This window comes from Herbaspirillum sp. Her2 (genome assembly GCF_057961375.1).
The window spans coordinates 4,459,412-4,480,700 of sequence record NZ_CM176331.1 but is presented as its reverse complement, the minus strand read 5'-3'; the positions used below and the strand labels follow the sequence as shown (position 1 = coordinate 4,480,700).

Genomic DNA, 21,289 nt, shown 5'->3' with positions numbered 1-21,289 from the left:
GCCGCCCTTCCATCCACCTTCTGACCCGCACGGCCCGCCATGATCAAGAAGACCACCAGCCTCGGCCTCTACATCGCCTGTGCCATGCTGGTGGCCATGAGCCTGCCGGTCGTGGTGGCGCTGACCATCCTCAACGGCACGCGCGAGCAGCAGATCAGCCAGGAAATGACCGCCCTGGTCGATGAAAAAAGCCAGACCCTGGCCCACAGCCTGGTGCTCCCGGTCTGGAGCCTCGACCAGAACGACATGATGGCTCTGCTGCAAGGAAGCATGCTCGATACCCAGGTGGTCTCTGTGGAAGTGCGCGACCCCGAGGAGCGTGTCCTCGTGCGCAAGGAAGAACCGCTGCGCCGCGCCGGCAGCCTGCTCACGCGTACCCTGCCGCTGACCATGCAGCAGCCGGACCGCATGGTCACGCTGGGCAGCGTGCAGGTGGTGGTGTCGGACGCCCAGCTGCAGCGCAAGCTCGCCGCAGACAAGCGCTTCCAGACGCGGGTGCTGCTGGCGCAGGCAGTGGTGGCGCTGCTCATCATCGGCTTCCTGGTCTATCGCCGTATCCTCGCGCCCATCCGCAAGCTGACCGTCGCGGCCGGCCGCATCGAACGCGGGCACTTCGATACTCGTATCGCACTCACGCAAAAGGATGAGATCGGCCTCCTCGCTCACCGCATGGAAGCCATGCAGACCAGCCTCAAGAACCTCTTCGACGAACAGGCGGCGATCCTGGGCAATATCCCGGCGGGCGTACTGTTCGTGCGCGATGGACGGATCGCCTTCGCCAATGATGCTGCGCAGTCCATGCTTGCGCTCAATGGCGCGGGACTCACCACGCTGGCCAGTGCGCAGATCTTCGAGGATGCGCAGCAGCAAAGCCTCTACATCAACCACACCCTGCTGCGCCCACATGGAGCGACCGGCGAGATCGTGTTGCTCAAGCGTGCCGATGGCCGCAGCTTCCCGGCCGAACTGCATACCTCGCTCATCGATGGCACGGGTCAGAACGACCAGATCTGGGTCATCATCGATGTCTCCGAACGGTTGGAAGCCGAGAGCCGCATCGACCGCCTGGCCTTCTATGATCCTGTCACCGAGCTGCCCAACAAGAAGCTGTTCCTCGATCGCTTGCGCCGTGGCCTGGGACGGCAGCAGGCACATGGCCTGCCGCTGGTGGTGTTCTACATGGAAATGCATCGCGCCGATCTCTCGCACGGCCTGGTCAAGGCCGATGATGCAGACCGGCTCTTCAAGGAATGTGCGCGACGTCTGGGGGCCTGTGTCGCCGCCGACCAGACGCTGGCGCGGCTCGATGGCGAACGATTTGCGCTGGGATGCGATCTGCCGGTGAGCGAACTGGCCGAAGGCATCCGCTTCTGCGAAACGCTCGCACACCGCCTCATCGCCGCGCTGGCCGAACCGCAGGGCAGCACCGTGAGTTTCCCCTACTCTCTCAACATCGGCATCAACATCCTGCGCGGTGACGTGCAATCGGCCGAGGAAGCGGTGATGCAGGCCAAGCTGGCCATGGTGCAGTCACTGGCCGCAGGCCGCAATGTGTTCCGCTTCTTCGATCCGGCCATGCAGGCCCTGGCCAGCCAGCGCAGCGCACTGGAAGTGGAATTGCGCACGGCGGTGGCGCAGCATCAGTTCGTGGTGCATTACCAGCCACAGGTTACCTTTGAGGGCAAGGTGGTCGGGGCTGAGGCGCTGGTGCGCTGGAAGCATCCGATGAAGGGCATGGTGCCGCCGGCACTGTTCATTCCAGTGGCCGAAGAATTGGGATTGATGGAAGAGATCGGCCACCAGGTGCTGGAAGCCATCTGCCGCGATCTCGAAGCCTGGCAGCGCGAGGGTCTGGCCAGGGAGCTGGTGGTGGCGGTCAATGTGTCGGCGCAGGAATTCAAGGTGGACCACTTCGTGGCGCGCTTCCACGAAACCATTCGCCAGCACCGCATCAGCTCCAAGGCCGTGAAGGTGGAACTGACCGAAAGCATGATGATCGACAAAATCGATGAGGTCATCGAAAAAATGAATGACCTCAAGTCGCATGAGGTCTCGATTTCGCTGGATGATTTCGGGACCGGCTATTCGTCCCTGTCCTACCTGGGACGCTTCCCCATCGACCAGCTCAAGATCGACCAGAGCTTCGTGCGCAGGATGCAGGACGATGCAGCCACGGCCAGCATCATCCGCAGCATCATCATGCTGGGCCAGAGCCTGGGGCTGTCCATCATCGCCGAAGGGGTGGAGACGATGGAACAGCGTGACCTGCTGCATGCGCAGGGCTGCACGCTGTATCAAGGCTATTGGTACGGCCGGCCCATGCCGGGAGAACAGTTCACGGCGCTGCTGGAGGGCCGGCAGCGCGCGTCCTGAGCAGAGACCCAGGCAGGTGCGATCACGCGCCGCTGTAGAGCGAGGTGTCGAGCGCCTGGCCCTGGGTGCTGCTGTCGGAGACCGAAGGTTTGGTGCCGGTGTTCTGCATCGGCTCGCCCAGGCGCGCTGCTTGCAGCTCGGCGACGACATCGGCGCGCGTCTTGCTGCCCTGGAATTGCACCACCGGATAGTTGCTGCGGGCGTTCAGGTTGGCCTGATCGCGTGCGGCTTCCGTGGTCACGTTCGATTGAGCGAAGGCTGACAGGGAGAAGGCGGTGGCCAGTGCGCCGAGGACGAGGTGCGAGGTTTTCATGATCAGATTCCTTTGAGTGCGTTTTCACAAGATCCCTGGTGCTGCACAGGATGTGCGCTGCCAGGGATGGCGCGATCGCCGTGCTTGGTTGGCGAGTCGTTGGAATGGATTCTAGGGAGGGGGTCCGTACAGAAACATTGCCCAGTCATTACACATTTGTAATGAATGCCGCATCCGGCTGGGTCACAATACGCGCTTGTCCGTCAGGAATTCCGATCATGCACATCTTGTTGGTAGAGGACGAGCCCAAATCGGGCGAGTACCTGCGTCGCGGCCTGACCGAGTCCGGCTTCGTGGTGGACTGGGTGCAGACCGGTGTGGACGGCCTGCACAATGCGCGCACGCTGGACTACAAGCTGATCATCCTGGACGTGATGCTGCCCGGCATGAACGGCTGGGACATCCTGCGCGAACTGCGCCGCACGCATGACACCCCGGTGCTCTTCCTCACCGCCCGCGACGAAGTCGAAGACCGCGTCAAAGGCCTGGAGCTGGGTGCCGACGATTATCTGGTCAAGCCCTTCGCCTTCACCGAACTGCTGGCGCGCGTGCGCACCCTGCTGCGGCGCGGTCCCAGCCGCGAGGCCGACCTGATCGAGTACGAGGATGTGGTGGTGGATGTGATTCGCCGCAAGGTCACGCGCGCCGGACAGCGCATCGATCTCACCGCCAAGGAGTTTGCCCTGCTGCACATGCTGATCCGCCGTCCGGGCGAGGTGCTGTCGCGTCCGCAGATTGCCTCGCAAGTATGGGATATGAATTTCGACAGCGATACCAACGTGGTGGACGTGGCCGTGCGCCGCCTCCGCGCCAAACTGGATGAAGGATTTGACCAGAAGTTGCTGCACACCGTGTGGGGCATGGGTTACGTGTTCGAGGTGCGGCGGTGAGACGAGCTACCGCGTCGATGAGCCTGCGGCTGGTGGTGCTGTTCGGATTGCTGGCACTGGTGCTGTTCACGGCCGTCGGCAGCTATCTGTCGCACTCGCTGCACATGCAGCTGGAGGCGCGCGACGATGAAGAGCTGGCCGGCAAGTGCCGCTCCATCAATCACCTGGTCGAGCATGCGGCGTCACTGGAGGACATCCTCGCTCGCCGCCACCTGGTGCTGGACACCCTCTCCGGCCATGACCAGCTGCTGGTGCGCATCGCCCGCGCCGATGGCAGCACCCTGCTGGAAAGCCATGACCCCACGCGCACCTCGCCGGATGTGGACCTGTCCACCGTCAAGATCCGCAGCTGGGACCACATCGAGGCCTTGCGCATGGGCGACCTGCGCGCGCGCTACATTGCCAGCATGCCGGTCACTCGCTCGGGCGAAAAGGCCATCGTGCTGGTGGTGCGTACGGCCTCGGATCGCATGCTGCTGCTGGCGGACTATCGCGCCGATGTGTGGTGGGCGGCGGCCATCGGCACCGTGCTGGCAACGCTCTTGAGTTACTTCCTCGTGCGCAGCGGCTTGCGTCCGCTGCGCATGATGGCGGCACAGACGCGCGCCATCTCGGCCAACAAGCTCGATACCCGGCTCGATCTGCAGGGCGCGCCGCGTGAACTGCACGAGATCGTACACTCCTTCAACGACATGCTGGACCGTCTGCATCGCAGCTTCCAGCAACTGAGCCAGTTCTCCGCCGATCTTGCGCATGACGTGCGCACCCCGCTCAACAACCTGATGGTGCAGACCCAGGTGGCGCTGGGCAAGCCGCGCAGCCTGGATGAATACCAGGCCCTGCTCAGTTCCAACATCGAGGAATACGAACGCCTCTCGCGCATGATGGAGAGCATGCTGTTCCTGGCCCGCGCCGACAACGCCCACGTAGTGCTGCAGATCCAGCCGCTGGACGTGGCCGAGGAACTCAATCGCATCGCCGACTATTTCGAGGGCATCGCCGAAGACGCGCAGGTACGCATTGCGGTGGCCGGCAGCGGCATCCTGCACGCCGATGCCACCCTGCTGCGTCGTGCAGTGGGCAACCTGGTCGCCAATGCCATCCGCTATACACCGCCGCAGGGCGTCATCAGCCTGGAGGCCACCGTGGTGGCGGGCGCGACCCTGATCGGGGTGGCCAACCCCGGGCCGGGGATCCCGCCGGACCAGATCGAACGCATCTTCGACCGTTTCTACCGCGCCGATCCTTCGCGCAGCAGCGCCAGCGGTTCCAGTGGCTTGGGCCTGGCCATCGTGCGGACCATCATGGCGCTGCACGGCGGACAAGCCAGCGCAAGCAGCGAACCGGGACGACGTACCGTGTTCACTTTGCGCTTCCCCGAAGCTGCGGTAAACGTGCCGGACAAAGCGTGACACAGGTGGCGAACAGCGCGCGTGCACTGTACCGGGAAACGTGCAGAGCGATGTACAGATGAACGTGCAGAAAAACGAACAACAAAACGAACAACAAACCTTGCAAGAAGACAGTCAACAAGAGTCGAAAAGCGCAGCAGAAAGCAAACATGGCGCGCACGCGCCATGCAGCTTCAAGCCGGGATGCCGGGGTTCAGCGCGAATCCTCACTGGGCAGCGAAATCAGGCTGGTCCGCATGAGATCGGGCAATTCCATCTCCAGCGCGAGGGCCAGAGCCTCCATGTTGTCGACGGAAATATTCCTTTCCCCGCGCTCGACTTCGCTCAGGTAGGTGCGACTGATGTCAGCGCGGAAGGCCAGCTCTTCTTGTGACATCTCTTTAAGCCGGCGCACCCTGCGGACGTTCTGTCCGAAGATGACGCGGGCGCTCTGTGGAGTCTCTGATTTTTTCATGAGCGCAAGGATCAATGCGGCTAGGGGTGACGGTCGATTAGCTACAATTACAAACGCACAAACTATCGGTGACAATCACTTATACCCTCGAATGTCTTGGTGAATAATCGAAATTTATCGAGATTCCGATCCTAGTTTCAGCGCGTATTTTTCGAAATTGTTCTAGTGGCGATTCGAAATTTTTCAGAACTTCCCGCCTTGTTTTGACTCCTCGTCTCATGCTGCGAGCATGCAGCCGGAAATTTCTCACTCTCTGCCATGGATAAACAACAAGCCTTGCGCCGTACCAAGCGTCTAGCCCTGGGTTGTCTGCTGGGCTCGGCAGCGCTGTTCGTAGCCGCCTCGCTGGCAGCGCCCTCCACCTGGAGCGCGTTGCTGCGTGCCATGGCCGAGGCCGCCATGGTGGGCGCACTGGCCGACTGGTTCGCCGTCACGGCCCTGTTTCGCCGGATTCCGCTGCCGCTGCTGGCACGCCATACCGCCATCATCCCGCGCAACAAGGAGCGCATCGCCGACAACCTCGCCGTCTTCGTGGAAGAGAAATTCCTGAGTCCGCAGTCGCTGGCCGGACTGGTGCGCCGCCATGATCCGGCGCAGCGACTCTCGGCCTGGATGGCTGCGCCCGAGAATGCCGCGCGCCTGGGCGGCTACATGGCGCAGGCGGTCGGTGGCGTGCTCACGCTCACCGATGACCGCCGCATCCAGGCCTTTGTACGGGAAGCTCTGCAGACCGCGCTGGGCAAGCTGGACCTGTCGCGCTCGCTGGCCAGCATTCTGGATACGCTGACGCTGGATGGCCGTCACCAGCAGCTGCTGGACCGCGCCATCGTGGCCCTGGCCGAGCTGCTCAACCGCGAACAGACGCGTGCGTTCATCGCCGAGCGCATGGTGGAATGGCTGCAGCGCGAATATCCCAAAATTGAAAAATTGCTGCCCTCGAACTGGATCGGCGAGAAGTCCGCCGATACCCTCGCCGACATTCTGGACAAGCTGCTCACCGGCATCGCCGAGGATCCGCAGCACTCGCTGCGCCAGGCCTTTGATCGCCAGCTGGCCGGCTTCGTGGCGCGCCTGAAGAAAGACCCGGCCCTGCGCGAGCGGGCGGAGGAGATCAAGCGCGAGATCTTGCAGGGCGAGGCCGTCAACGCCTATGTGGGTAGCCTGTGGGACAGCCTGCGCCAGTGGCTGCGGCAAGACCTGGCGCGTCCCGATTCGGCCCTGCACGCCCAGGCCGGCGCGGCCATGCAGTGGATCGGGCGCGCCCTGCAGGAAGATGCCGAGCTGCGTGCCTCGCTCAACGCCCATCTGGAACAGGCCATCGCCAGCCTCAGTCCGGATGTGGCCCAGCTGCTCACGCGCCACATCAGCGACACCATCAAGCAGTGGGACACGGCCGAGCTGTCACGCCAGATCGAACTCAACATCGGTCGCGACCTGCAGTACATCCGTATCAACGGCACGCTGGTCGGGGGACTGATCGGCGCGCTGCTGTTCGGCTTGTCGTGGCTGATGCAGTGGCTGGTGCACGGAGTTTGAGCGGCCTCAGGAGGATTGCTCGGCACGCTCCTTCAAGGCCTTGCGCATGATCTTGCCGGTGGCCGTGGTCGGCAGCGCGTCGACAAAGGCAATTTCGCGCGGATATTCATGCGCCGCCAGCTGTGAACGGACATGCTGCTGCAGGGCCGCCACCAGTGCGGCGTCCGGGGCATGTCCTTCCTGCAGCACGACAAAAGCCTTCACTACCTCCGTACGCAGGGCATCTTTCACGCCGACCACGGCCGCGATCCGCACTGCCGGATGGCGCATCAGGCATTCCTCGATCGGAGCGGGGCCGATGCGATAGCCGGCACTGGTGATGACGTCATCATTGCGGCCCAGGTAGCGGATGTAGCCGGCTTCGTCCATGTTGCCCAGGTCACCCGTGAGCAGGAAATCACCGGCGAATTTTTCGCGCGTCGCTTCATCATTGCGCCAGTAGCGCAGGAACATCACCGGATCCGGCGCACGGATGGCGATATTGCCGACTTCGCCGCGCGGCAGGACGGCACCCTCTTCATCGACGATCTGCACATCGTGTCCCGGGACTGCACGTCCCATGCTGCCCGAGGCACTGGGGTAGAGCAGCGACGAGGACGATACGACGAGGTTGCATTCGGTCTGGCCGTAGAACTCGTTGATGGTCACGCCCAGCGCGCTGCGGCCCCAGGCGATCAGGTCATCGCCCAGCGTCTCACCACCGCTGGCCACGCTGCGCAGCGCAAAATCCCATTGCGCACGTGGATCCGGCGTGCCGCGCAGCATCTTCAACGCAGTCGGCGGGAAGAACACATTGCGGATGCCATGCCGCGCCAGCAATCCGAAGACGGTGGACGCATCGAATTTTTCCAGACGGCGCGCTACCACCGCCACGCCGTGATACAGCGACGGCAGCAGCACATCCAGCAGGCCGCCGATCCAGGCCCAATCGGCGGGCGTCCAGAAGCGGTCACCGGGCTGCGGGAAACTGTCGTGCGAGACTTCCACGCCCGGCAGATGGCCCAGCAGGACGCGCTGTGCATGCAGTGCGCCCTTGGCCTTGCCGGTGGTGCCGGAGGTATAGATGATCATGGCCGGATCATCGGCCAGCGTCGTGACCGGTTCGAACGTGGGCGAGGCCGCATGCAGGCGGTCCCAGAAATCGGTAGTCTGCGGCAGCACGATGTCGGACTGCTCCACGCAGAACACCACTTTCAGTGCCGGCAGTTCTCCGGCGAGATGGAGCTTGTCCATGCCCGATGCGTCGGTGACCAGGGCGGCGGCCTCGCTGTTGTCGAGACGATAGGCGATCGCGTCCGGGCCGAACAGGTAGAACAGCGGCACCGTCACTGCGCCCAGCTTGTAGGCGGCGATGTGAGTGATGACGGTCTCGATGCGCTGCGAGAGGTAGATCCCGATGCGGTCGCCGCGCCGGATGCCGGCCTCGCTCAGCACGTTGGCGAACTGGTCGCTCAGGATCTTGAGCTGGTCGAAACTCCAGGTGGTGACCTTGCCATCGCCGTCCTCGGCAATGATGGCGGGACGCCCGCTGCCATCCGCCCAGCGGTCGCAGGCGGCGTGGGCGATGTTGAAGACCTCGGGGATCTGCCAGTGGTAGGCGGCGGTGGTATCAGCACGGTAGTGGGCCGGGGTGATCACGGGGCGTGGCGCGATGTCTGGGGGCACGTCTTGTCTCCTGTCGGGTGGCTGTGGGCCAGGCCTGCATGGGGCCGGGCTCCGGATGGCCGGTCATGCCGGCACGCCGCCTATCATAGCGCCCTCGGGGCGGATCAGCATGGCACAACAAAATGACAGTCGCGCAATGCGACTGGTCGAACTCTGACGAGTTTGCCTGGCAACCTCGGCCACTTCCTCCAAGCGCGCGCAGCCCTCCTTTAGCATGGCTCTCCTCTCGCCTTCTGCCGTTTGATGCCGGCATCGCCCGGGTTCCGGGATGCTGCGCGGATGGCTATTCCAGCAAGGATGTCCGTATGCCCGACCGCACGTTTTCCGCGCTACTCCAACCATGGTCCCAACAGGCCCGCGCCCTTCGGCTGCGCTTGCCGCAATCGCACGTGGCCTTGCCTGACCAGTCCGGACATTGTCATGCCCATCGTATTCGTACCCGGCATCATGGGCACACGACTCAAGCTCAAAGGTCGCGACAAGGGCCCGGCGTGGTTTCCTCCGGAGGGCGGATGGGAAACCCTGGCGCTGGCGCTCAAGCATGTCGTCCGCACGGCGGCGGACCGACAGCGATTGCTCAATCCCGATAGTACCGAGGTAGACGAAGACGGCCCGGCCTTTCCCGACGACATCAGCAAGACACTGCTGGCCTTCGCCCCCGGCAAGAGCGACGCCGAGCGCATCAAATGGCGCGGCTGGGGGCAACTCCACGCGGACAGCTATCTGCCCATTCTTTCACTGCTGGAGACCAGCATGGCCCTGATCTTCGACCCTGCAAGCCAGGGGAAGAAGCTCACTTCACATTGGCAGGAACTCGTGATGGCACGACAGGATGCAGGCAAGCTGGGTGCGCAGAAGCCCTTCACGCCGCTGCAGGAAAAGCAGCTGCGGGAGGCTGCTGAACTGCTCTATCCGGTGCACGCAGTGGGTTACAACTGGCTGCAGAGCAACAAGGTATCGGCACAGCGACTGGCCAAGGAAATCGAACGCATCACCGCCTATTACCGCAGCAAGGGAAGAAGTTGCGAGCAGGTGATCCTGGTCACGCACAGCATGGGTGGTCTGGTCGCCCGCGCCTGTGCGGAGTTGCCGGGGATGGCCGAGCGCATCCTCGGCGTGGTCCACGGCGTGATGCCGGCCCTCGGTGCGCCGGCGACCTACAAGCGCATCCGGGCGGGCTTTGAGGGAGCCGGGCAGGTCGTCCTGGGACGCAATGCCGCCGAGTGCACGGCAGTGATGGCCAATGCCCCCGGGCCACTGGAATTGCTGCCGACGGCGCAATACAAGACGTGGAGCAATCGCGGGGAACGGCATTGGCTGCGGGTGAGTTACGTGGGTATCGGGCAGCGTGGAATGGCTGAGGAAATGGAAAACTTTCTGGGCGAGGGCGATCCCTACCGCCACATCTATCTCAACAATTCGTCGGATTGGTGGAAGCTGATTCGGGAGGATTTGATTGATCCGGCGGGTAAGGAGGATCGCGTACCCTCGCGCGAGGGAAAGCAGGTCACGGGTAACGCCTACTCATCGGACTTCAAGAGATTTCGCGACAACTTGGAAATCGCCGCCAAGCTTCATTCGCTGATCAAAGATCGCTATCACGCAAATACTTATGCGTATTACGCCAGCGATCCCGAACAGCCGGCGTGGAATGAAGTGCACTGGAAGATTCGGTCCTCCGTACCAAAGGATCCCGCGAACGGAAAGCTGGTAGCCGATGATTTGAACGGTTCCGTCACATTGCTCTTCGACGGAGGAAAACGACGTACTTTTCGAATACAGGAGGGGACGGGGAACGGTGATGGAACCGTGCCCGCCGAGTCGGCTGAAAGCGCGACAAAACATGTGATTCAGATGTTCAAGCATGGAGGCAAAGCCAATGGGCATGACAGCTACGAACATCAATACTCGTACAACGCTCCGATCGCTCAATCAGTCTGTCTTTACTCCATCGTCAAGATGGTGGCGGAATCAGACCTGATTAAACACGCTTTCACAGAGCCATGAGGTTTCGCAATTTCGTCATTCTTGTATTGGCCTCTTTGTGCCTTAGTACTACAAGACCACTCTATCTTCACTCTGCGCTATCAGGACCAATCACGATGCACGACAGCTCGAACAGCAAGACCACAAACCCTGTTACCACATTCTGTACAGGCAGGTTCCTGATTGACCTTCCCGCAGGATCACTATCGAGTGGTGGCAACTATCGTTATGACTTCGCGCATATTGATCGGCCCAAGACGATGAGCAAGGATGATTTCGAAAGAGATATTCTCGCTCGTCAAACACTGCTGCAAACAACGAGGCATGATTCAGGGGCTTCGATGTTGGTCGAAGCTATTCGGCCGGATGAGCAAAGCGCGATTCTGGTGTCGTGGAATCATGATGCCAGCACTTCCATGATGTCGATGACAGGGCACCGGTGGATTGAAGGTCTCGCTTTTTCGTTCGCGATGAAGGTTGATGACGATCACAAGGCCGAAGGTTTGAAAGCAATGCATGAGATTCTCGGCCGATTGCACTCTCGCTCCGATAACAACATCCCCACCGACCCCGGCTATTGCTTCGAAGGCGGCTTCATCGCCAACCCCGAATGGGAAAACGAAGAAGCCGGCATCGATATCGACATTGCCGGCCACCCGGATGCCTTCGTGTCCGTCTGGTTCTATCCCCTGGCGATGAGCAAGCACGACCGCCCGTTGCTGGAGCGCATGCATAGCGGACTGCAGACCCTGGGCCGTTTGGCCACTGCCGTGCGCGTGCTGCGCAAGGGAAACCGTCAGATCGGTCCCTACCAGGGCCAGGAATTCCTGGTCACCGTCCTCAACAGCGGCGGTGGGCGCAGCCACAGCTTCATCTGGGAAACCGAAGGCCAGGGCACGCTCGATACCCCCGCCATCAAGATCGAACTGACCACCGGCCATCACGACCAGAACAGCAATGCGCAACAAACCACACTGAACGATGCGCAAGCGCTGCAGCTGTGGGATGCCGTGCTGACGAGTTTCCGGCTGCGGCCAACGCAGGTAGCACCCGCATCAACTACGTCAGGTACGCCACCATAGCCGCCTGCAGCAACATTTCAGACCCCTCGCCCGACCTTCACCCTGGCCCCGCCTCCACTCTCACCCTGCTTGAAAGGAATCCACCATGCCCAACATCATCCGCCTCGGCGACGCCACTTCCCACGGCGGCAAGGTCACGCAAGTGAGCGCGACCCATTTCAAGGTAGGCGGCCTGCCGGTCGCGCGGGTCGGCGATGCCTGCAGCTGCCCCCGGCAGGGGCACGACAACTGCACCATCGCCGAGGGACACCCGCATCACAAGATCGATGGCATCGCCGTCGCCTACGGCGGCCACAAGACCAGCTGTGGTGCCACGCTCATCGCCAGTGCCGGCAATTTCAGCGCGCAATAGCGCTATCCCTTTCGTGCGATCTTGCGTGAACGGTCTCACGCACAGGCCAGCCGCGCCGCCGTGGGTGCCGCAACGCGCTTGTGCTCCGGTGCCCCGCCCTCCAGCTTGAACACCGACACCAGCCTTGCCAGCTGCGCCGCCTGATCCTGCAAGGATTGTGCCGCGGCTGCGGCTTGCTCGACCAGCGCGGCGTTCTGCTGGGTCACCTGATCCATCTGCACGATGGCCAGGTTGACCTGTTCGATGCCTGCACTCTGTTCCTGCCCGGCGGCGCTGATCTCGGTGACCACTTCACCGACCCGCTGCACGCTTTGCACCACGTCCTGCATGGTGCGTCCGGCTTGCTCCACCAGCCGGCTGCCATTGCCGACCCGTGCCACCGAGTCGGCGATCAGCCCCTTGATCTCGTGCGCGGCGGTCGCGGAGCGCTGCGCCAGCGCCCGCACTTCCGAGGCCACCACCGCGAAGCCGCGTCCCTGCTCGCCCGCGCGCGCCGCTTCCACTGCGGCATTCAGGGCCAGGATATTGGTTTGGAAGGCGATCCCGTCGATGACCCCGATGATGTCCACGATCTTCTTGGAGGACGCATCGATGGCCCCCATCGTATCGACCACCTGGCTGACCACCTCGCCGCCCTGGCGCGCGATATCGGAGGCCGATCCGGCCAGCTGGTTGGCCTGGCCGGCATGACTGGCGTTCTGCTTGACGGTGGCGGTGAGCTGCTCCATCGACGAGGCCGTTTCCTCCAGCGAGGCCGCCTGCTCTTCGGTACGCGAGGAGAGATCCAGATTGCCGCGCGCAATCTCGCTGCTGGCCGTGGCAATCGTATCGGTCGAGACCCGCACCTGGCTGACGATGTCCAGCAAGCGGTCATTCATCTTCTTGAGCGCACGCAACAGCATGCTGGTTTCATCGCGGCCTTGTGCCTCGATGGCCGAGGTCAGGTCACCGGCCGCCACCGTCTCGGCCACGCGCACCGCGCGATCCAGCGGCGCGGTGATGCTGCGCGTGATCATCCAGGCGATCGCCGCCGCAGCAGCCAGCCCGGCGGCCGCCAGCGCCAGCAGCAGCGTACGGGCCTGAACGTAATTGCTTTCGACTTCATCGCCGGCACTCTTCATCATGTCGTGCTGCTGCTTGATGAGGGCGTCGGCGGCGCTCATGGTGGCGCTCTGCACGGGCCGCACCTCGTCGATCAGCATGTCGATCGCACCTTCCTTGCCGCCCTGCTGCACCATGGCCAGCACCTTGTCGCGTTTTTCGAAGTAGGCGTTCTGGGCTGTTACCAGCTTCTTCAGTGCGGTGCGGCTGTCTTCGTCGGTAAGCAGCTTCTCCAGTTGTGCCAGGTCCTCGCGAATGGCACGGTCCGCACCGGTGATGCGGTCGTATTCGCTCTTGATCTGCGGTTCCCGCTTCAAGAGCAGAATGTTTCGTACCGAGCGCGCGATCAGGTTGAGCTGGTCGACGATATCGCCCGCCACTACGGTCTTGGGATACTTGTCGTGGATTACATCCTTCATTTGCCCGTTGAGCTGCCCCAGGCGGGCGATGCCGCTGGCCGCCATGGCCAGCATCAGCACCATCAGCAGACCGAAGCCCAGCCACAGGCGCGCACGAATGGTCACATTGGAAAGTTTCATGGAATTCCCCCTTGTTATCGTTGATTGTCGGCAGGCGAGCCACTGGCGCGGCGTAACTGGAAAGCAACTAATGCGTGGCAACAAGTTGCGGCCTGCCCGCTTCAGCATAGGTGACGGGAGGGAGGAATCCAAGCGCGGCCGATGCCACGCAGCAGGAGTGCGGCTGGTCTCAGCCCGGCGCGGCCATGACCTCCACCCGTAGCGCTTGCGGCGCAGGAGAAAAACCGAAGCGCACTGGCAGAAAGGCCTCGATCACCTCGGCGTTGGAGGCCATGTGCGGGCTCAGTTGCGTGGTGGTAAAGCGCCCCGCGCCGGCCAGTGCCAGCGGCAGCATCAGTTGATCGGCCAGATGCTCGCCGACCGCCGCATTGCTCTGCAGATAGCGCTGCATGGGTCCCAGGGCATCCAGAGCAACCTGTTCGGCCGGCCGGGATTTGGCACCATGGCCGCAGAACAACTCGTCCACATGCGCATGCGTCACATGCAATTCGACCAGATTGCCCGGACCATCGCAGTCGCTCAGGGCGATCACCTTGCAATGATCCTGCAAGCCCTCCACGGCTTCGCCCAGGACCTGCAACTCCCGCTTGCCGATGGCACTCGGCAGATTGGCCACCAGGGCGCGCGCCCGCGTCTGCAGCAGCGCGCCGCGCTCCTCCAGGACCAATCCCTGCAAGCCATGGCCCGCCTCCACCTGCAGGCGCACCTGGCCGCCACCGGCCGGATGGAATCCGTGCCGCAGCAACTCCAGCGTGACCGCGGCCCCCATTCGCCGCAACAGCGGCAGGAAGCAGTGCTGCAGGAAATCGGCCGATGGGGCCAGGGGATTGTGCGTGCCGCCGCTGACTTCAATGCAGAAGCGCCCCGCTGGCGCGGCCAGCATGGCGGGCAGCAGGGTTTGCAGGACCAGCGTGGTACTGCCGGCCGAGCCGATGGCGAAACGGAAATCGCCGCTGCGCACCGCACCGGGCACAAAGCGCAGTGCGCTGCTGCCGGGCTCGGCACCTTCCACGACGGCGTCGCACAAGGTGGCGGCGGCCGTCACGGCGGCCAGGTGCTGGCGCATCAGACCGGGTTTGGGGCGTTGCGCGCGGATCGCGCCGAGCTCGAACGGACGGCCGGTGATCATCGCCAGGCTCAGCGCACTGCGCAGGATCTGGCCGCCACCATGGCGGCCATCCAGGGTCAGAGGAGAGGACATGTTTGTTCTTTTCTTTCTTCGTATGTTGCGTTTTGTTGCTGTGCGCGAGCGGGCCTCACAGGCAGCGCACCCAGTGCGTAATACGCTCTCGGCGCGCTGTATTTCAGCCTTTCACGCAGACGATCTGGCGCAGCGTATGCACCACTTCCACCAGGTCTTGCTGGGCCGCCATGACGGCATCGATGTCCTTGTAGGCCATCGGGATTTCGTCGATGACGGCTTCGTCCTTGCGGCACTCCACACCTTCGGTGGCGCTGATGTGATCCTCTACCGAGAAGCGCTTCCTGGCCTCGGTACGGCTCATGGTGCGTCCCGCACCGTGGCTGCAGCTGTGGAAGCTCTCGGCCTCGCCCTTGCCGCGCACGATGAAGCTCCTGGCCCCCATCGAGCCGGGAATGATGCCCAGTTCGCCGGCACGGGCCGATGCTGCACCCTTGCGGGTGACCAGCACATCCTGGCCGAAGTGATGTTCCTTCTGCACGTAATTGTGGTGGCAGTTGACCGCCTCCACGTGCGTCTGGAAAGGCTTGGCGATCACGCTGCGTACAGCGGCGATCAGGTTCTGCATCATCACTTCACGGTTCATGCGCGCAAATTTCTGCGCCCAGCCCACGGCTTGCAGATAGTCGTCGTAGTGCGTGCTGCCCTCCTTCAGATAGGCCAGGTCGCGATCCGGCAGGTTGACCATGTGCTTGCGCATGTCCTGCTGCGCCAGTTCGATGAAGTGGGTGCCGATGGCATTGCCCACGCCGCGCGAACCCGAGTGCAGCATGAACCAGACTGCGCCCTCTTCATCCAGGCAGATCTCGATGAAGTGATTGCCCGACCCCAGCGTGCCCAGGTGCTTGTAGTGGTTGGTCTTCTCCAGCTTGGGCGTCTTCTGGCACAGCACGTCGAACTCATCCTTCAGCGTCTGCCATGCGGTATCGACCGGTGCCGGCGGATGTTCCCAGGAACCCTGATCGCGGCCGCGATGGCTGCGCGTGCGTGGCGAGGAACCGTGCGGCACGGCGCGTTCGATGGCACTGCGCAAGGGACCCAGGTTGTCCGGCAGGTCGGCGGCGCACAGGGTGGTCTTGGCCGCCATCATGCCGCAGCCGATATCGACCCCCACGGCGGCGGGAATGATCGCGCCCAGGGTCGGGATCACGCTGCCGATGGTGGAGCCCTTGCCCACGTGCACATCCGGCATGACCGCAATGTGCTTGTAGATGAACGGCATCTTGGCCGTATTGCCCAGCTGGGTTTTTGCCTCAGCTTCCACCGGCACGCCGCGGGTCCACATCTTGACCGGCTTGCCCTGCCCGGTGGCCAGGGTGTCGTAGGTCGCTGATGCGATGTTGTCGAGTTTGTCCATTTTCGTTACTTTCTTGCTGAACATGAGGGAAGGCGAGACGCGACAAGAGTGCCAGCGACGGGTTTTCCGTGAAGGTAGTCGCTTGCGCATTCGCGCCTCACCTGAAAAAGTCGGGGCTCCTGCCCCTCGGCGGCCCGGCAATTCCGGGCCGCCCGCTTCATTCCGACCAGATCGGCAGGATTTGCGCCGATTCTTGCGAACCGCCGTCCCGGAGTTGAACCGGGCTACCCAATGTAATCCTGCCAGCATTCGGAATGATCAGGACCACTCCCGCCCGACCAGAATGTGCGCGATACGGAGATGTAATCGCAACGGCATTCGGGCGGCAGTGGCAACCTGTCTTGCACCATCAAAGCGGTGTGGACGCGATCTCCTGCACCCAGTGTCCCGCCTGCATCTGTCCGGCCGCAAAGCTGGCCAGCAGTTTGAAGACCTCGTCGGAGAATCCGCCGATGTTGAGGATATCGTCCGACTCCGGTGCCTGGCTGGTGGCGTACGGCGCCAGATCGATGCAGACCAGGCGCGCCTTCGGATTGCGGCGCTTGAACTGCTGCCATTGGCGCATCGTTTCGGTCGCGCCGCTGGCGTGATGGCGCAGCCAGGACTCGTTGTCCGACACCAGCACCACCAGATCCGCACGCTGCTGGCGTTCGTTCAACCAGCGCAGCGGCGCACTGCAGTCCGTTCCGCCACCGCCGATACGCGCCAGCCGCGCGGCGTTGGCCATGACCTTGTCATGGGGAACCAACGGGCAAGGCACCACGCGCTGTTCGAACGGCAGCACGCAGGCCGCAGGATTCTTGCGCACGATGGCCGCGGCCAGCAATGCTGCCACGTCGATGCATCGCACCGCGCTGGTACCGCCGGCACGCATGCCGCTCACGGGGCTCGACATGGACCCCGACACATCCGGGCAGACCACGACCGAGCCTTCCAGCACCGGCACATTGGCCAGCGCGATTTCCATGGCGCTCTGCAAGGCGTCGCGCACCAGCTCCGGCACTGTCCCGGCAGCAGCCTGCCACGCGGCCATCAGCTGATACGGGAACACCCGTGCCGCGGCAATGGCCTGTGGATCACACAGCTTGGCGGCGATCAGCTCGGTCATGCCGGGCAGCTCGAACACGCCGTGGCGCGCGAAGCTGTTCAGGTTCATGCGCACCATGTGCCAGCCACCCTGCCGCGCCATCCCGGCCCATTCTTGCGTGCCCGGCTGCAAGGCAGTGAGCAACTGGAATGGCACCGCCGGTACCGGCTGGCTGCGGTCACGCTGATAGGCCCGCAGGGCACGCGTCAGCGGCGGCAGTGCGGCCTCATCAAACGGACGGCCGATCAGCCAGGCGAAGAACGCGGCGCGCCACGGTTCGGCCGGCTTTGGATGCACCATGCGGACCACGTCGGCCAGCGACGGCGACTGCCCTATACAGGCGGCCAGCAGTTGCTGCTCCGTGGCCTGGTTCAGCCAGGCCTGCACCAGCTTCTTGGGACGAGTGCCCAGCGACTTGCGGCCGGTCACGCCGGAACGCAGGATCTGTACGAAATTGCGCAGCATCTTGCCCTGATCCACCACGCCGGCAAATGCCGGTGCCAGTTCATCGACACCACGGGCCGCCAGTACGGCCAGCAGCAGCGCCGGCATGTCCTTCATGTAGCTGCGGCGCCGAGCGTACAGCGCGGTCTGGGCGATGAAGCGCGGGGCGATGTCCTGGCTCAGGTCCAGCACGGTGGCCAGTTGCGCTTCGGCACTGGCGTAGAAGGTGCGGTTCAGACAGCCGGTGGCCGCGTACTGCGCCAGGATGTGCTCCTTGCTCAAGGCATAGGCAGCGCCGCCGGCGTGATTCATCGCATCGGCTGCCGGCAGCAGGCGGCGCTTCAGGGTCTGGAACAGTTGCACATTCGCCATTTTCTTTTCCTCGTTGATCGCTTGGTCTTGTTCCCTGTATTGCAACGGGTGTGCCAGCTCGGACTAGATGTGCGGAAACTCCTTTTAACTCATTGAATTGATTGAATAAATCTGATTTTGGCCTGATTTCCCGAGATTTGCCTGTACCCGAGAAAAACAGGATAATTTATCCATCAAGATAAGAAGTTATCTAAAAATATGGCAAAGAAAAAAGTCGTCATCGGTTTCGCCGGTACCCAGCTCGACCACGGACGTGGTGCGCCGCGCTGGGAAAAATGGCGTCCGACCATCGCGCTGACGCAGTACCCGGACGTGGTCATCGACCGTCTGGAACTGCTCTACATCGGCGAGCGCCATCTGGGGCTGGTCGGCCAGATCGGGCGCGACATCGCCAGCGTCTCGCCTGATACCGTCGTGCGGCCGCATGATCTGCCGATCCAGGACCCCTGGGATTTCGGTGAGGTCTACGCCAACCTGCTCGACTTTGCGCGCGCCTATCCTTTCGACACGGACAACGAGGAATACTGGATCCACATCACCACCGGCACCCACGTGGTCCAGATCTGCCTGTTCCTCATGACCGAGGCGCGCTACCTGCCCGGCGTACTGTTGCAGACCTCACCGCCGCGCCGGCAGGCGGCAGGCTCTCCTGGCAGCTATGCCCTCATCGACCTCGACCTGTCGCGGTACGACCTGATCGCGCAGCGCTTTTCGAGCGAACAGCGTGAAGCGCTGGCCTTGCTGAAGTCCGGTATCCCCACGCGCAATGCGCACTTCAACCACATGATCGAGGAGATCGAGCGCGTGGCCATCCGCTCGCGCGCACCGATGTTGCTGATGGGGCCGACCGGGGCCGGCAAGTCCTTCCTGGCGCGGCGCATCTACGAACTGAAGAAGTCGCGGCATCAGTTGGAGGGCCGCTTTGTCGACATCAATTGCGCCACGCTGCAGGGCGACGGTGCTGCCTCCACCTTGTTCGGTCATGTGCGCGGTTCCTTTACGGGCGCAGCCCATGATCGTCCGGGCTTGCTGCGTTCGGCGCACAAGGGATTGCTGTTCCTCGACGAGATCGGCGAACTGGGGCTGGATGAACAGGCCATGCTGCTCAAGGCCATCGAGGAGAAGCGCTTTCTGCCGGTCGGTGCCGATGTCGAGGCGCAGAGCGATTTCCAGCTCATTGCCGGCACCCATCGCGACTTGGCGCGCGAGGTCGCGGCGGGCCGCTTCCGCGAAGACCTGTTTGCCCGCATCAACCTGTGGACCTATGCCCTGCCCGGCCTGGCCCAGCGCCGCGAAGACATCGAACCCAACCTCGACTACCTGCTCGACCGCTTCAGCGCCGAGCATGGACAGGTGGTGCGTTTCAACAAGGAGGCGCGGATGCGTTATCTGGCCTTTGCCGTGTCATCGGCAGCCAGCTGGTCGGGCAATTTCCGCGACCTGTCGGCGTCCGTCGTGCGCATGGCCACGCTGGCCGATGCGGGGCGCATCAACGATGCGCTGGTGGAGGAAGAGACTGCGCGCCTGCAGCGTCAATGGCGCGCCAGTGCGCAGCCTGCGTCGGGGGAGCAGGACGTTGATCTGGACGCCTTGCTGGGTGAGCACGCGCAAGCGCTGGATCTCTTCGATGCGGTGCAGTTGCGCGCCGTGGTCGCCGTGTGCCGCCGTTCGCGCTCGCTGTCGGAAGCGGGACGCACGCTCTTCGCGGTCTCGCGGGATGCCAAGGCAAAACCCAATGATGCGGATCGGCTCAAGAAATATCTGGCGCGCTTCGGCTTGGCTTGGGATGATGTGGCGTAGACGCAGAACCCGGAGCCACTAGCATGAACATCTCCCTGGAATCGCCCACCCTGCCAGAGGTCAGGCAGCTCATTGAAGCGCTGGACGCTTATCAGCAGCCCTTGTATCCGCCCGAAAGCCATCATGGCATTGATATCGATGCGCTGGCGGCCGATGATGTGCTGTTCGCCGTGGCACGTGATGAGCATGGCCAGGCGGTAGCTTGCGGTGCCATGCGACTGGAGGATGGCAGGGCCGAATTGAAGCGCTTCTTCACGCTGCCCGCACAGCGTGGAAAAGGAACCGCCCGGCAACTGCTGGCTTGGCTTGAAGCGCGGGCCTGCCAGCTTGGATACCGGGAATTCCTGCTGGAGACGGGCTATCTGCAGCACGCAGCCATTCGCTTCTATGAAAGCTGCGGCTATCTCCCGTGCGGACCCTTCGGTACTTACGTGGACGATCCCAACAGTGTTTTCATGCGCAAATGCGTCGCCTGATTCACTGCCCTTGCATCACCACATCCCGCAGCAACCGATCCAGTACCGAATATTCGCCCCGCGCATCCTTGTGCGGCGTGGGCACATGCTCCAGCCGCTGCAATTCCAGTTCGATGAAACGATTGATCTCGGGAATGGCCGCGCCCTCTTCGGCTTCGCCCGCGCGCCGTTTGATGACCAGCAGCGCATCGATGGCCGCGCGCAATGCCGCATCGCTCACGATCGCCTCGACCAGGTCGAGGAAACGCATCGGCACCGGCCCGCGCTGCTGCTCCACCCACAGCGCTGCCATCAAGGGCCGCAGTACGTAGAGATATTTTTTCAGGCGTACGCGCTCGCCCTGCAAGTACTCGCGGTAATTCTTGCGCGCCATCTGCAGGTAGTGATGGAACACGCGATCCGGACGATGTACCAGGTCGGCCGCCGCATTGATCTTGTCGACGAAGCTGACGTCGGCCCGGTAGACCACCGGCGACGACAGCCATTCCACCACCGTGGCGTTGCCGTTGTGAAGGAGGGCCAACGTCTTGCGCAGGTCCCAGCCGCTGACGTCATAGGTGGCATTGACGGGCAATTCGATCACGTCGCGGCCGGGGAAGACGGTGAGATACCAGTCGGGCCGGTGCACGTAGATGAAGCGCACGTCGTAGTCACTGTCCGGCGAGGCAAATCCCCAGCCCCGGCTGCCTGATTCGCAGGCGAACAGCACGCGCACCTGATGCTCGGATTCGATGCGCGTAAGCGTCTTGTCGATCTCGGCACGGATCTGCGGATCAATCGGATGTTCATGGTGCTGCCAGTCGGCGGCAGCGGCGGGTGAGGTGGCGTCCATGCCGTGGATCATAGCAG

The 21,289-nt window shown here is 63.0% G+C and carries 17 protein-coding genes; 9 read left to right on the top strand and 8 right to left on the bottom strand.

Features of this window, described 5'->3' with window-relative positions; genetic code table 11:
- Window positions 1-39: 39 nt before the first annotated feature.
- On the top strand, window positions 40-2,373 hold the full coding sequence (locus ACWHXP_RS20405) for a putative bifunctional diguanylate cyclase/phosphodiesterase (protein ID WP_489635183.1): 2,334 nt from the start codon (window positions 40-42) through the stop codon (window positions 2,371-2,373).
- 22 nt (window positions 2,374-2,395) lie between these two features.
- Here the strand turns inward: ACWHXP_RS20405 and ACWHXP_RS20400 are convergent, their stop codons facing one another.
- A complete protein-coding gene (locus ACWHXP_RS20400) occupies window positions 2,396-2,686 on the bottom strand; it encodes a DUF4148 domain-containing protein (protein ID WP_489635184.1) in 291 nt (96 codons plus the stop codon).
- A gap of 218 nt (window positions 2,687-2,904) precedes the next feature.
- Between ACWHXP_RS20400 and ACWHXP_RS20395 the strand changes: the two genes are divergently transcribed.
- On the top strand, window positions 2,905-3,576 hold the full coding sequence (locus tag ACWHXP_RS20395) for a heavy metal response regulator transcription factor (RefSeq protein ID WP_034331353.1): 672 nt from the start codon (window positions 2,905-2,907) through the stop codon (window positions 3,574-3,576).
- A complete protein-coding gene (locus ACWHXP_RS20390) occupies window positions 3,573-4,988 on the top strand; it encodes a heavy metal sensor histidine kinase (RefSeq protein ID WP_489635185.1) in 1,416 nt (471 codons plus the stop codon). Before ACWHXP_RS20395 ends, ACWHXP_RS20390 begins: the two co-directional genes overlap by 4 nt.
- Window positions 4,989-5,181: 193 nt before the next feature.
- Here the strand turns inward: ACWHXP_RS20390 and ACWHXP_RS20385 are convergent, their stop codons facing one another.
- On the bottom strand, window positions 5,182-5,442 hold the full coding sequence (locus tag ACWHXP_RS20385; protein ID WP_121037375.1) for a helix-turn-helix domain-containing protein: 261 nt from the start codon (window positions 5,440-5,442) through the stop codon (window positions 5,182-5,184).
- 258 nt (window positions 5,443-5,700) lie between these two features.
- Between ACWHXP_RS20385 and ACWHXP_RS20380 the strand changes: the two genes are divergently transcribed.
- Window positions 5,701-6,978 (top strand): DUF445 domain-containing protein, encoded by a 1,278-nt coding sequence (locus ACWHXP_RS20380; protein ID WP_489635186.1) that lies wholly within the window; start codon window positions 5,701-5,703, stop codon window positions 6,976-6,978.
- A 6-nt stretch (window positions 6,979-6,984) separates the two neighbouring features.
- Here the strand turns inward: ACWHXP_RS20380 and ACWHXP_RS20375 are convergent, their stop codons facing one another.
- Window positions 6,985-8,643, bottom strand: coding sequence for an acyl-CoA synthetase (locus ACWHXP_RS20375; protein WP_489635187.1), 1,659 nt, complete (start codon window positions 8,641-8,643; stop codon window positions 6,985-6,987).
- A 420-nt stretch (window positions 8,644-9,063) separates the two neighbouring features.
- Between ACWHXP_RS20375 and ACWHXP_RS20370 the strand changes: the two genes are divergently transcribed.
- From ACWHXP_RS20370 to ACWHXP_RS20360, 3 genes are all read left to right on the top strand, one after another.
- The gene (locus tag ACWHXP_RS20370) at window positions 9,064-10,650 is read left to right on the top strand and encodes an esterase/lipase family protein (protein WP_489635188.1); all 1,587 of its coding nucleotides are present in this window, start codon (window positions 9,064-9,066) and stop codon (window positions 10,648-10,650) included.
- Between the two features lie 95 nt (window positions 10,651-10,745).
- Window positions 10,746-11,711 (top strand): T6SS immunity protein Tli4 family protein, encoded by a 966-nt coding sequence (locus ACWHXP_RS20365; protein ID WP_489635189.1) that lies wholly within the window; start codon window positions 10,746-10,748, stop codon window positions 11,709-11,711.
- Window positions 11,712-11,796: 85 nt separating this feature from the next.
- Window positions 11,797-12,063 carry a PAAR domain-containing protein gene (locus ACWHXP_RS20360; protein WP_489624267.1) on the top strand — a complete coding sequence of 89 codons (267 nt, stop codon included), beginning with the start codon at window positions 11,797-11,799 and terminating at the stop codon, window positions 12,061-12,063.
- Between the two features lie 35 nt (window positions 12,064-12,098).
- Here ACWHXP_RS20360 and ACWHXP_RS20355 read toward each other — a convergent pair whose 3' ends face one another.
- The 4 genes from ACWHXP_RS20355 to ACWHXP_RS20340 all read right to left on the bottom strand — a co-directional run bounded on the left by ACWHXP_RS20355 (window position 12,099) and on the right by ACWHXP_RS20340 (window position 18,164).
- Window positions 12,099-13,703, bottom strand: coding sequence for a methyl-accepting chemotaxis protein (locus tag ACWHXP_RS20355; RefSeq protein ID WP_489635190.1), 1,605 nt, complete (start codon window positions 13,701-13,703; stop codon window positions 12,099-12,101).
- 169 nt (window positions 13,704-13,872) lie between these two features.
- Window positions 13,873-14,904 carry an RNA 3'-terminal phosphate cyclase gene (gene rtcA, locus ACWHXP_RS20350; protein ID WP_489635191.1) on the bottom strand — a complete coding sequence of 344 codons (1,032 nt, stop codon included), beginning with the start codon at window positions 14,902-14,904 and terminating at the stop codon, window positions 13,873-13,875.
- Window positions 14,905-15,007: 103 nt separating this feature from the next.
- Window positions 15,008-16,261 (bottom strand): RtcB family protein, encoded by a 1,254-nt coding sequence (locus tag ACWHXP_RS20345; protein ID WP_489635192.1) that lies wholly within the window; start codon window positions 16,259-16,261, stop codon window positions 15,008-15,010.
- A gap of 349 nt (window positions 16,262-16,610) precedes the next feature.
- The gene (locus ACWHXP_RS20340) at window positions 16,611-18,164 is read right to left on the bottom strand and encodes a vWA domain-containing protein (protein ID WP_489635193.1); all 1,554 of its coding nucleotides are present in this window, start codon (window positions 18,162-18,164) and stop codon (window positions 16,611-16,613) included.
- A gap of 198 nt (window positions 18,165-18,362) precedes the next feature.
- On the opposite strand from ACWHXP_RS20340, the gene rtcR reads away from it, so the two are divergent.
- Together rtcR and ACWHXP_RS20330 are read left to right on the top strand one after the other, a co-directional pair.
- Window positions 18,363-19,964 (top strand): RNA repair transcriptional activator RtcR, encoded by a 1,602-nt coding sequence (rtcR, locus tag ACWHXP_RS20335; protein ID WP_489635194.1) that lies wholly within the window; start codon window positions 18,363-18,365, stop codon window positions 19,962-19,964.
- Between the two features lie 23 nt (window positions 19,965-19,987).
- On the top strand, window positions 19,988-20,440 hold the full coding sequence (locus tag ACWHXP_RS20330) for a GNAT family N-acetyltransferase (RefSeq protein ID WP_121037335.1): 453 nt from the start codon (window positions 19,988-19,990) through the stop codon (window positions 20,438-20,440).
- Between the two features lies 1 nt (window position 20,441).
- On the opposite strand, the gene ACWHXP_RS20325 is transcribed toward ACWHXP_RS20330, so the two are convergent.
- Complete coding sequence (locus ACWHXP_RS20325; RefSeq protein WP_489635195.1) at window positions 20,442-21,272, bottom strand: nucleotidyltransferase domain-containing protein; 831 nt, start codon at window positions 21,270-21,272, stop codon at window positions 20,442-20,444.
- Between the last annotated feature and the right edge of the window lie 17 nt (window positions 21,273-21,289).

Bases quoted from the DNA above. Each gene is read 5' to 3' on its own strand.
- ACWHXP_RS20395 (WP_034331353.1), top strand. From the start codon at position 2,905: ATGCACATCTTGTTGGTAGAGGACGAGCCCAAATCGGGCGAGTACCTG.
- rtcR (WP_489635194.1), top strand. From the start codon at position 18,363: ATGGCAAAGAAAAAAGTCGTCATCGGTTTCGCCGGTACCCAGCTCGAC.
- ACWHXP_RS20365 (WP_489635189.1), top strand. From the start codon at position 10,746: ATGCACGACAGCTCGAACAGCAAGACCACAAACCCTGTTACCACATTC.
- rtcA (WP_489635191.1), bottom strand. From the start codon at position 14,904: ATGTCCTCTCCTCTGACCCTGGATGGCCGCCATGGTGGCGGCCAGATC.
- ACWHXP_RS20385 (WP_121037375.1), bottom strand. From the start codon at position 5,442: ATGAAAAAATCAGAGACTCCACAGAGCGCCCGCGTCATCTTCGGACAG.
- ACWHXP_RS20345 (WP_489635192.1), bottom strand. From the start codon at position 16,261: ATGGACAAACTCGACAACATCGCATCAGCGACCTACGACACCCTGGCC.
- ACWHXP_RS20355 (WP_489635190.1), bottom strand. From the start codon at position 13,703: ATGAAACTTTCCAATGTGACCATTCGTGCGCGCCTGTGGCTGGGCTTC.
- ACWHXP_RS20400 (WP_489635184.1), bottom strand. From the start codon at position 2,686: ATGAAAACCTCGCACCTCGTCCTCGGCGCACTGGCCACCGCCTTCTCC.
- ACWHXP_RS20370 (WP_489635188.1), top strand. From the start codon at position 9,064: ATGCCCATCGTATTCGTACCCGGCATCATGGGCACACGACTCAAGCTC.
- ACWHXP_RS20340 (WP_489635193.1), bottom strand. From the start codon at position 18,164: ATGGCGAATGTGCAACTGTTCCAGACCCTGAAGCGCCGCCTGCTGCCG.
- ACWHXP_RS20380 (WP_489635186.1), top strand. From the start codon at position 5,701: ATGGATAAACAACAAGCCTTGCGCCGTACCAAGCGTCTAGCCCTGGGT.
- ACWHXP_RS20330 (WP_121037335.1), top strand. From the start codon at position 19,988: ATGAACATCTCCCTGGAATCGCCCACCCTGCCAGAGGTCAGGCAGCTC.
- ACWHXP_RS20325 (WP_489635195.1), bottom strand. From the start codon at position 21,272: ATGGACGCCACCTCACCCGCCGCTGCCGCCGACTGGCAGCACCATGAA.
- ACWHXP_RS20360 (WP_489624267.1), top strand. From the start codon at position 11,797: ATGCCCAACATCATCCGCCTCGGCGACGCCACTTCCCACGGCGGCAAG.
- ACWHXP_RS20405 (WP_489635183.1), top strand. From the start codon at position 40: ATGATCAAGAAGACCACCAGCCTCGGCCTCTACATCGCCTGTGCCATG.